The organism is Olsenella phocaeensis (genome assembly GCF_900120385.1).
Classification (GTDB): Bacteria; Actinomycetota; Coriobacteriia; order Coriobacteriales; family Atopobiaceae; genus Olsenella_I; species Olsenella_I phocaeensis.
In genome coordinates, this window is sequence record NZ_LT635494.1 from 414,591 (window position 1) to 424,849 (window position 10,259).

A 10,259-nucleotide genomic window follows, 5' to 3' on the forward strand; every position below is an offset into this window, starting at 1 on the left:
TTGCAATCTTCACATTGCAGCCTCGGCGTCGTGGCCCCCGTCGTCGTGGCCCAGGTGCCGTGGCGTCGTCGTGGCTCAGGCGTCGTGGCTCTGGCGCTGTGGCGCCGGCGTCGTGGCGCCCGTCCGCTCCCGCCATCGACCTCCCCCTGCGTTCTCTATGCCATTCTCTGAAATCGATCGTGTAAAACCCCAGTTGGGAGAGATCCAGGTTCAGGAATTTGCATAGAGAAGGAGCTGAGGTTCAGGAAGTGGCATAGAGAAGGAGCTGAGGTTCAGGAAGTGGCATAGAGAACGGCAGCTCTGCGCACGCGTCGTGCCCGATGGCGTCCAACGCGTGCGAATCCCATCCGAAAGCGTCCAACGCGTCTGGGGCGCTCGCAACGCCCCAGGTCACCGGAACCGCTCAGACGCGTTGGACGCTGCGGGGAAATTGCGACCAATCGACGCCGTGCTCGGCCTCGGCAATCGTCACCAGGAGCTCGCGCAGGACAGCCTCGGGGGCGACCTTGGGAAGGGTGTGGTCGGCGTCCGCGACGAAGGCCAGACGCGAGCCGGGTATCGAGCGCGCGATGAGGCGGGTCTCGTCCGCGGGAATCTGGTCGAGCTCGCCTGCCATCACGCAGCAGGGGCAGGAGATCCGTCCCAGGCTCTCTGCCTCGATGTGCGGCTCGACCAGCATGAGCCGGAGGAGTTCCGCCATCTGGGCCGCCTGCCTGCGGCTGGGGGCGGGCGTTCCGTCCTCGTAGAGGGCGGACTCGTCACCCGCCGTCGCCCAGGCCTCCCACTCGCCCGNCTCGTGCCCTGGGCGCGCGAGTCGACGGCGACCACGGGGCGTCCGCAGGCCACGAGGGCGTCGACGAGGACGCCGAAGATGCCGTGCTCCTCTCCGTTGCCATGGAGCATGAGGACCGGCAAGACACCCGGCGTGGCGGCGTTCGCGGTGACGGCGGCGTCGGCGGCTGGCGCGTAGCAGAAGGCGGATATCCGCGCGCCGTCGGGGGTCTTGACCTGCAGACGTCTATCCAGCGGCGCCGTGGGGCGCGCGTAGGGGCGGGGGACGTGACGTTCGGGCAGGGCGGGTGCGTCGTTGCTCATGGAAGCTCCTCCTGGCTGCGTGGCTGCCCAGATTCTAGGTGAGAGGAGCGCGACCGCCGCCTTCCGCAAGGTGACGGTCGCGCTCCGATGCGCCCCGTGCAGGGGGTGACGGCTTTCGGTGGCCTTCCGCTCGGCGTGGCCTACCTGTCCTGGCTCTCGTGCCTCTCGAAGAAGTCGAAGCGGGGAGGCAGCGGCACGAGCTCGTGCTCGGAGGGCCTCTCGCCCAGTGCCTCGGCGNCCACAACGCGCCGGGGCGGCGGCGCGGTCGCGGGTGGGCACCGGAGTGCTAGGGCGTACCGGGGTGCCAGGGCGCATCGGTCGTCGGAGCACGCGTCCATGCGTGCCGATGGCGTCGAGCACGCCGTTGCGCACACCCACCGGCAACGAGCACGCCGTTGCGCACACCCATCGGCAGCGAGCACGCTTTTGCGCACACCCATCGGCAGCGAGCACGCTTTTGCGCACGTCGCCCGCTGCGTTTGCCCAGTTGCTGGAGGACGGCATTGTGCGTTCGAGCGTGAAGGATTTTTGGCGCGTGCGTAGCCGCGTGCACGACGGCGACGGACGTGCGTAGCCGCGTGCACGACGGCGACAGACGTGCGTAGCCGCGTGCACGACGGCACGGAAGGGGCGGCTTCTCTCGCCTGCATATAGAATCAAGACGAGAATGGCACGTCAGGGGATGGTGACAACAGGGACGGCGCAAGGCGAGAGGGGGCTCCGTCCGCATCAGGGGGGTGACGACATGCGTAGGCACGGACGCGGGCGGATGGTCGTCACCGCGGCGGCCGTGGCAACTCTCGCCTGCGCCCTGTTCCTTGCCTGGCAGCTCAACTATGTCCCGCACCCCAGCCACTCCAGCGAGGAGCTGGGCATCGAGCGCTACCAAAGCCCCCGCGACACGGACGCGGACGGCGTGGACGACCAGACCGACATCCTCGAGNAGCGCTCGAAGGCCAGCGTCGCCTCGCGACAGGCGGCCACGACCTCGGCGTCCGCCTCGACGGAGGGCAGCCTACCGCCGCAGACGTTCTGCGCGCCGTAGAGGCAGCTGCGCGCCAGGCGGTTGAAGATGTTGGTGAGGAAGGCGCTCTCCTTGAGGGCGGGGTCCACCACGCGCGGGTCGTCCTTGACCAGGACGTCCTCGCCGGTCCTCTTGTCCTTGTGGCTCACGCTGGTGTCATAGGGCTTGGGAGAGAAGCTCACGGCCTTCTGGTCCAGGCCCAGGCTCAGCCAGTGGCACCTCAGCTGCTCGGGAGTGTAGTTGTCGAGCAGCTCGGCGGCCATGGGCGGCTTGACCTTGCCCGAGCTGGAGGCCTTCTTGTTCATGAACAGGATGTGGTAGTTGGCCACGGGCGTGTCCTGGAAGAGCCCCCAGTCGAGCGCCTTCCAGAGCGCCGGCTGTGCCACGCAGTAGAAGTAGATGTTGTCCTGGCCGATGAACTGGTAGACGCGGGCGTCGTCGTCGCACCACCAGTCGCGCCAGTCGCGGCTGGAGTAGCGGCCCTCGTCGCTCGTGGCCAGGGCGGCCTGGGTGAAGCTGATGGGGGCCCAGAGGCTCTCGGGCCAGCACCAGACGGTGAGGCCGCCCACGCCCTCGAGCTCCGGCGCGGGCACGCCCCACTCGAGGTTGCCGGTGATGCGGAAGGGCAACAGGCACTGGCCCGTGCGGAAGCGCACGCCGGCGGCCTCCAGGATGCCGCGCGCCTCGTCGCGGTCCTGCCAGCGCGAGAACTCGACGGAGAAGGACTGCTGGCCCTTCTCGGCCTCGCGCAGGGTGTGGTCGGGGAGCTGGTCGCGCGCGGCGTCGAAGGCGGCGCGGAACTTGTCCTGCACGTAGATCACGGGGGCCACGAGCGACTCGCGCACGGTCTTGGTGACGATGGGCCTGACCTGCTCGTCGAGGTCCCACTCGTCCATGAGGGCCTTGAGCTCGCCCTCGAAGGCGGGCAGGTCGAAGTACCAGTTGTCGACGGGGCGCAGCTCGGGCGTGGTGCCGGTGAGCTGGGACACGGGGCTGATGAGCTCCTCGGGGTCGAACTGATGGCCCAGGTCGCACTCGTCGGCGTAGGCCTTCTCGCTCTTGCAGCCGCGGACGGGGCAGCGGCCCTGGACCTGGCGGCCGTTGAGGAACTGCCCGGCCTCCACGTCATAGAACTGGCGGGTGCTCATCTTGTGCAGGTAGCCGCGGTCGTGCAGGCGGCGGATCAGCTCGGCGGTGAGGCGCTCGTGGAACTCGCGGGCGGGTTCGAGGCCAGAGCCGGCAAAGAGGTCGAGGCTGATGCCGTAGGCGTCGAGCGCGGACTTCTGCGCGTCGTGGTTCTCTCCCACGTAGTCCACGATCGTCCCCTGGTAGCCCTCGGCCACGCGCTTGCGGTAGCCCTCCATGATGGGGGAGCCATAGCAGTCGGTGCCCGAGACGAAGAGCACGTTCTGGGCGCCGATGCGGTCGCGCAGGAAGCGGGCGAAGAAGTCTGCGGGCACGAAGACGCCGCCGATGTGGCCGAAGTGCAGGTTCTTGTTGCCGTAGGGCATGCCGCCGGTGATGACCGCGCGGCGGGGGAAGGTGGGACGGGCGGCCTCAAGGGCCTCGCGCTCTGCTGCCATGTGGGAGTTCCTTTGCTTGTGGCTGCTGTGTAACCCCTGCAGTATCCCACAACGCGCCGGGGCGGCGGCGCGGTCGCGGGTGGGCACCGGAGTGCTAGGGCGTACCGGGGTGCCAGGGCGCATCGGTCGTCGGAGCACGCGTCCATGCGTGCCGATGGCGTCGAGCACGCCGTTGCGCACACCCACCGGCAACGAGCACGCCGTTGCGCACACCCATCGGCAGCGAGCACGCTTTTGCGCACACCCATCGGCAGCGAGCACGCTTTTGCGCACGTCGCCCGCTGCGTTTGCCCAGTTGCTGGAGGACGGCATTGTGCGTTCGAGCGTGAAGGATTTTTGGCGCGTGCGTAGCCGCGTGCACGACGGCGACGGACGTGCGTAGCCGCGTGCACGACGGCGACAGACGTGCGTAGCCGCGTGCACGACGGCACGGAAGGGGCGGCTTCTCTCGCCTGCATATAGAATCAAGACGAGAATGGCACGTCAGGGGATGGTGACAACAGGGACGGCGCAAGGCGAGAGGGGGCTCCGTCCGCATCAGGGGGGTGACGACATGCGTAGGCACGGACGCGGGCGGATGGTCGTCACCGCGGCGGCCGTGGCAACTCTCGCCTGCGCCCTGTTCCTTGCCTGGCAGCTCAACTATGTCCCGCACCCCAGCCACTCCAGCGAGGAGCTGGGCATCGAGCGCTACCAAAGCCCCCGCGACACGGACGCGGACGGCGTGGACGACCAGACCGACATCCTCGAGTCCGCGCGCGCATACGTGGCGACGCGGCCGCGCTACCAGAGCCGCTACTACGCGGGAGGTTGGCCGGACGACGGCTGTGGCGTCTGCACCGACGTGGTTGCGCGGGCGCTCCTCGGGGCGGGCATCGACCTGCGCGCTCTCGTGGCGGCGGACGTCGGCGCGCATCCCGAGGCATACGGCATCGCCGCGCCCGACCCCGACATCGACTTCCGCCGCACGCAGGTGCTCACCCTCTACTTCGAGCGGAACGCGCAGGTCCTCACGACGGACCTCTCCGACGTGGCCGTCTGGCAGGGTGGGGACATCGTGATGTGGGAGGGGCATGTGGGCGTGGTCTCTGACCGGCGGCGCTCGGACGGCATGCCCTTCGTCATTCACCACTGGGGTCCCCTGCAACTGCGCTACGAGGAGGACCGGCTGGACGACTGGGGGCGCATCGTCGGCCACTACCGCTTGGGATAGCCACTGCCGCTTGGGATAGACTGGGGGAGCGGCCGCAGGGCCGACCCCGCGACGACCGAGAGGACGGCCATGTCCAAGCTGCGCGCGAACTTCCACACCCACACCACCTTCTGCGACGGCAGCGCCTCGGCCGAACAGGTGGTCGAGGCGGCCCTGGGCAAGGGCTTCGAGCAACTGGGGTTCTCGGGCCACATGGACCCAGAGATCCACATGGACTGGCCCGCCTACACGGCCGAGGTCAGGCGTCTGCAGCGGAAGTACGCAGGGCGTATCGACATCCTGATGGGCGTCGAGCTGGACAACCTCTACGATCCCGCCTGCTGCCCGGGCGCCGAGTACGTCATCGGCTCCACCCACTTCCTGGATGTGCAGACGCCCTTCCCCATGAGCGTGGACAGCAGCGAGGAGCAGCTGCGCGAGCTCTGCGAGGGCTGTTTCGACGGGGACTGGCTCGCGCTCTGCCGCGCCTACTACGAGCTCGAGGCGCAGGTGCACGACCGCACCAACTGCGACTTCGTGGGACACTTCGACCTGGTGACGCGCTTCAACGACTCCATGCGCTATGTGGACGAGACGAGTTCCGCCTACCTCGGCCCCGCGCTCGAGGCCATGGAGTGCCTGGTGGGGCAGGGCGTCCCCTTCGAGATCAACTGCGGTGCCGTCAACCGCGGGCGCAAGGCGGAGCTCTATCCGAGACACGAGCTTTTGAGTGCCCTGCACGACTTCGGCGGGGAGATTCTGATCAGCGCGGACGCCCACCAGCCCGAGCTCCTGGACGGCGGCTTCGACGTGGCGGTGGCCTCGGTGATCGACTGCGGCTTCACGCACGTGAACGTCCTGGCGCACGATGCCATGGGCGGCGTGGAGTGGCGCCAGCTCGCCCTCGACACGCTGGCGGGGTAGGGGGGCGATGGCGACGGACGGCAGAGGCGTACCGCTCCTCCTGCACGCGTGCTGTGGGCCCTGCTCGCTGGAGCCGCTGCGGCTCCTGCGCGAGGAGGGCTTCGAGCCCACGATCTGCTGGTCCAACCCCAACATCCAGCCGGTGGCGGAGCACGACCGCAGGCTGAGGACGCTTCTCGACTGGGCGCGCGACGTCGCCCACGTAGAAGTCGTCGTCGCTGGTGACGACCGAGGGGCATGGGAGAGGGGCGTCGCTCCCGCGGGCTTCGACCGCGAGCGCCGCTGCAGGTCCTGCTATGCCCTGCGCCTGGCGGAGTCCTGTCGTGTCGCCCGAGAGCGCGGCTTCGAGTACGTCTCGACCACGCTGGCGGTCTCTCCCTACCAGCTCTTCGACGCCTGCGAGGACGTGCTGCTCGGCCTTGCCCGGGCCAACGGGCTCACGGCCNCGGGCACCGCCGCTTCACCGACGTCCTCGACTACCTCGAGCCCGGCGACCTCCTCGTCGCCAACAAGACCCGCGTCTTGCCCGCGCGCCTCATGGGCCACAAGCGCGGCACCGGCGGCGTGGCCGAGACCCTCCTGCTCAGACGCCGCGAGGACCTGGACCCGCTGGGCGGCGTCTGGGAGTGCCTGGTCAAGCCGGGCAAGCGCCTGAAGCAGGGGGCCGTGGTCGAGTATCGCGAGGGCGGCATCCACGCGCCCCAGGACTGGCCGGTCGTGCTCACGGGCGAGGTCATCGACTACCTGGACGAGAACCGCGGCGGGCGCCTCCTGCGCTTCGTCCCCGCCGCGGGCCTCACCCTTGATGCCGCCATCCACAAGGCGGGCCACGTGCCCCTGCCGCCCTACATCACGGAGTACGAGGGCGATCCCGAGAAGTACCAGACCGTCTACGCCATGCGGGAGGAGCACTCGGCCGCGGCGCCCACGGCGGGGCTGCACTTCACCCCCGAGCTCATGGGGCTCCTCCGCGACAAGGGTGTCAACTGGGCAAACGTCGAGCTCGAGGTGGGCATCGACACCTTCCGATTGGTGGAGGAGGACGACCCCACCCAGCACGTCATGCACACCGAGCGCTATCACGTGGGTCAGGACGTCGTCGACGCGGTGCACGCGGCCAAGGCGGCGGGGCATCGCGTGGTGGCCGTGGGCACGACCTCGGTCCGCTCGCTCGAGAGTGCCTTCGACCNATACACACCCCCCGCGATGGTGGCCCGCCGCTTCGAGGCCGCGGCCGACTCCGCCGCGGCCCTGGACAGGGGAGACCTGGTGGAGAGGTGCGACGCCACCACCGACCTCTACCTCATGCCAGGCTCGACCTTCCACGTGGTCGACGCCATGATCACCAACTTCCACGTGCCCCGCTCGACGCTCATGATGCTGGTCTCGGCCTTCGCCACCCGCGAGCAGGTCATGTCTGCCTACCAGGCCGCCATGGACGAACGCTACCGCTTTCTGAGCTTTGGCGACGCGATGCTGATCCTCTAGCGGGCAAGCGCGGGCTAGGGGGATGGCGGGCGAGAGGGAACGCCCCCCTGGCCGCGGGTTTGGATGCAGCGCGAAAGGCGGTCGCGGCGCGCAATCCACGCACGACCTGCGCGCAAAACCTCGTCCACCTGTCCAAACACAGAACGCCCGCGCAAACCAGGAATGGCCTGCGCGGGCGCTCAGCTTTTGGTGCCTCCACCCTCGGGCGAGAACCGCCTCCTACCGCCCCTAGCGGGCCTCCTGCCGCCCCTAGCGGGGGAGCAGCACGGCCAGCAGCACGACGAGCACGACGAGCGCCGCGAGCACCACGCCCAGGAAGAGCAGGCGCTTGGCGCGGGTGGTCTCGCGCAGGTGGCGCTCCGTGCTGGCGAGACGGGCCACCTCCGCCTCCTGGCGCTCCAGCTCGCCCTTCGCCTCGGCCACGTCGGCGCGCAGCTGGGCCGTGAGCTCCGGCGTGGCGTGGATCTGNGCCCCTCGCGCAGCGACCTGCCGGCCTCGCGCGCGGTGCTTGCCGCGACCGAGAGGCCGGCGCCATTCTCGCCCTCGCCCTCCTGGGCGTCCTCGGGGGAGATGGTCTCGATGGGCTCCTGGGTGCCGGGTGCCTCCCGCATCCCTCGGGCCTCATCGCGCTCAGTGTTGGGCTCGTCAGCCATGGCGAGCTCCTTTCCGGTCAGGGGATAGGTGTCCCCGGCAGCTCCTCATATCCCCTCATTCTGCCCCATGGGCCTGCGCTGGCAACGCGCGCCCGGCCATCTGCCCACAATCAGCGCTTTGCGGCGAACTTCCCCGAGGCGGGACTCGGGGGGCGCATGGGCGTCGGCCGGCACGCCAGGGGAGGATTTCCGCGCGGAGGGGTCCCAACGCCACGCCAAATTCAGACCCATGGCTTATCCATGAGCCTGAATGTTTTGCTAGTATGAATCCGTAAGCAGGTCCCGCCGGGGCAACCCTGCATGATGTCAAAGGAGAGCACAATGGTTTCCAAGCAAGTGACGATCGTCAGCGCGACTGGCCTTCACGCGCGTCCGGCCTCCCAGTTCGTTCAGGTTGCCAAGCAGTACCAGAGCGCCGTCACCATCAAGGACGTCGACAAGGGCACCGCTCCCGTCAACGCCAAGTCCATCATGATGATTCTGGCCGCTGGTCTGGGCACCGGCACCAAGGTCGAGATCAGCTGCGACGGCCCCGACGAGCAGGACGCCCTGGGCGGCCTCCTCGGCATCAAGGACGGCGACGAGACCCTCTTCGGCGAGTAGACTCGCTCCCAGGGAATCGGACCCAAGCGAGCCCGGCATCCAGCCGGGCTCTTTTTTGTGAGGGCACCGGGGTCGTTGCCGTGGCGCAGGCGGGTGGGTCGCACGGGCGCGCCGTGGCTCAGGACGCTCCTGCGCTGGCCGCCGCCGTCCGCGGAGCAGGCCACGGCCAGGGCCCACGAGGAGCAAGGCGAGAGGAACGCAGATGAGCGAGGCCGTAGTGCCCAAGGACAAGTGGTTCAGCTACGACGTCGTGGCCGAGGACCCCCAGACGCACGCCCGGGCAGGCGTGCTGCACACCCCACACGGGGACGTCCCCACGCCCATCTTCATGCCCGTGGGCACCAAAGCCACGGTGAAGGGGCTCCTCCCCCAGAACCTCGAGCAGCTGGGCACCAAGATCCTCCTCGCCAACACCTACCACCTCTCGCAGCGCCCGGGCACCGGGCTCGTGGCCGAGATGGGCGGCCTGCACGAGTTCATGCAGTGGCACGGCCCCATCCTCACCGACTCGGGCGGCTTCCAGGTCTTCAGCCACGGCTCCAACGTGAGGCTGAGCGACGAGGGCGTGACCTTCCGCACCGTCGACTACGACGGCTCCTACGTGCACTGGACGCCCGAGTCCAACATGCGCATGGCCGAGGAGCTGGGTGCCGACATCGTGATGCAGCTCGACCAGTGCCCGGGCTACCCCGCGACGCGCCGCTTCGTCGAGCGGGCCGTCGACCTCTCGAGCATGTGGGCCGAGCGCTGCTGGAAGGCACACCGGCGCGAGGACCAGGCGCTCTTCGGCATCGTCCAGGGCGGCATGCACATGGACCTGCGCCTGCGCTCGCTCGAGAGGCTCGAGTCCATGGGGGACTTCCCGGGCTACGGCATCGGCGGCTACTCGGTGGGCGAGAGCCACGAGCTCATGTTCGAGACCCTGGCGCCCCTCGCCAGTGAGCACATGCCCAAGGGCAAGCCCCGCTACCTCATGGGCGTGGGCAACCCCACCACGCTGGTCCACGGCGTCGAGTGCGGCATCGACATGTTCGACTGCGTGCTGCCCACCCGCACCGCGCGCAGCGGGACGGCCTTCTCCAGCGAGGGGCGCCTCAACTTCAGGAACGCCCGCTTCGCCCGCGACCACGGCCCCATCGACCCGGCCTGCGGCTGTCCCGTCTGCACGGGCGGCTACTCCCGCGCCTACATCCGCCACCTGGTCAAGCAGGACGAGATGCTGGGCTCCATCCTGCTCTCCATGCACAACGTCCACTACCTGCTGGACCTCATGCGACGCGCCCGCGAGGCCATCATTAGGGGAGAGTACGCCTCCTTCGTGTCCCGCTGGGACGAGCTCCCCGCCGCCAGGGACTGGTAGGGGAGGGGCTCGGACGGGCGCGCCTCGACGCTCGTCGGCGCTTCGTCAGGCGAGAGCTGCCGACAATTCGCCCTTTGAGGGCAAGGACACCTCCTGGCCCTCCGTTTGTCGGCAGCTTTGCGGGCGAGAGCTGCCGACCAGCTCCCCTCCCCGTCCCTCCCGGGGTCCCGTCCCACGTCATCGCCCATGTCGGGCTAGAATGACGGAGTTGACTTTTTGAGAGGGGCGCCCTGCGCCCCGGGACGGGAGTGCCGATGTCGGAAGAGAAGAGCCCGGAGCGCGCCAGCGGCGTGGACCGGTGGAAGGCCACGGAGGCCGCGGGCGGGAAGCCCCGCCG

At 69.1% G+C, this 10,259-nt stretch carries 7 protein-coding genes and 2 pseudogenes; 6 read left to right on the forward strand and 3 right to left on the reverse strand.

Translation table 11 applies throughout. The features are described 5' to 3' along the window. Nucleotides 1–403: 403 nt before the first annotated feature. Nucleotides 404–700, reverse strand: a complete 297-nt coding sequence (locus BQ7388_RS01920; RefSeq protein ID WP_072499659.1) for an alpha/beta fold hydrolase — start codon at nt 698–700, stop codon at nt 404–406. A 1,340-nt stretch (nt 701–2,040) separates the two neighbouring features. Then, nucleotides 2,041–3,702, reverse strand: a pseudogene (locus tag BQ7388_RS01925) (class I tRNA ligase family protein); the annotation flags it as partial. A gap of 553 nt (nt 3,703–4,255) precedes the next feature. Here BQ7388_RS01925 and BQ7388_RS01930 point away from each other — a divergent pair. The 4 genes and pseudogenes from BQ7388_RS01930 (at nt 4,256) to queA (ending at nt 7,306) form a co-directional block, all read left to right on the forward strand. Next, nucleotides 4,256–4,915 carry a DUF1287 domain-containing protein gene (locus tag BQ7388_RS01930; protein WP_062529999.1) on the forward strand — a complete coding sequence of 220 codons (660 nt, stop codon included), beginning with the start codon at nt 4,256–4,258 and terminating at the stop codon, nt 4,913–4,915. A gap of 69 nt (nt 4,916–4,984) precedes the next feature. Beyond that, nucleotides 4,985–5,818, forward strand: a complete 834-nt coding sequence (locus BQ7388_RS01935) for a histidinol-phosphatase (protein ID WP_072499660.1) — start codon at nt 4,985–4,987, stop codon at nt 5,816–5,818. Between the two features lie 7 nt (nt 5,819–5,825). Continuing rightward, nucleotides 5,826–6,260, forward strand: a pseudogene (locus BQ7388_RS13415) (epoxyqueuosine reductase QueH); the annotation flags it as partial. After that, complete coding sequence (gene queA / locus BQ7388_RS01945) at nt 6,215–7,306, forward strand: tRNA preQ1(34) S-adenosylmethionine ribosyltransferase-isomerase QueA (RefSeq protein WP_407668488.1); 1,092 nt, start codon at nt 6,215–6,217, stop codon at nt 7,304–7,306. The pseudogene BQ7388_RS13415 and the gene queA, both read left to right, overlap by 46 nt. Before the next feature lie 249 nt (nt 7,307–7,555). Here queA and BQ7388_RS12210 read toward each other — a convergent pair whose 3' ends face one another. Next, nucleotides 7,556–7,729, reverse strand: a complete 174-nt coding sequence (locus BQ7388_RS12210) for a hypothetical protein (protein ID WP_159430776.1) — start codon at nt 7,727–7,729, stop codon at nt 7,556–7,558. 551 nt (nt 7,730–8,280) lie between these two features. Between BQ7388_RS12210 and BQ7388_RS01950 the strand changes: the two genes are divergently transcribed. Both BQ7388_RS01950 and tgt read left to right on the forward strand, forming a co-directional pair. Further along, nucleotides 8,281–8,562: an HPr family phosphocarrier protein gene (locus BQ7388_RS01950; RefSeq protein ID WP_009279515.1), complete on the forward strand. Its 282-nt coding sequence runs from the start codon at nt 8,281–8,283 to the stop codon at nt 8,560–8,562. 202 nt (nt 8,563–8,764) lie between these two features. Next, nucleotides 8,765–9,922: a tRNA guanosine(34) transglycosylase Tgt gene (tgt, locus tag BQ7388_RS01955; RefSeq protein ID WP_072499661.1), complete on the forward strand. Its 1,158-nt coding sequence runs from the start codon at nt 8,765–8,767 to the stop codon at nt 9,920–9,922. Nucleotides 9,923–10,259 lie beyond the last annotated feature (337 nt).

What these genes read in the sequence shown, in the direction of transcription:
- BQ7388_RS01920 (WP_072499659.1), bottom strand. Translation starts at nt 700, where the DNA reads ATGGCGGAACTCCTCCGGCTCATGCTGGTCGAGCCGCACATCGAGGCA.
- BQ7388_RS01930 (WP_062529999.1), top strand. Translation starts at nt 4,256, where the DNA reads ATGCGTAGGCACGGACGCGGGCGGATGGTCGTCACCGCGGCGGCCGTG.
- BQ7388_RS01935 (WP_072499660.1), top strand. Translation starts at nt 4,985, where the DNA reads ATGTCCAAGCTGCGCGCGAACTTCCACACCCACACCACCTTCTGCGAC.
- BQ7388_RS01950 (WP_009279515.1), top strand. Translation starts at nt 8,281, where the DNA reads ATGGTTTCCAAGCAAGTGACGATCGTCAGCGCGACTGGCCTTCACGCG.
- tgt (WP_072499661.1), top strand. Translation starts at nt 8,765, where the DNA reads ATGAGCGAGGCCGTAGTGCCCAAGGACAAGTGGTTCAGCTACGACGTC.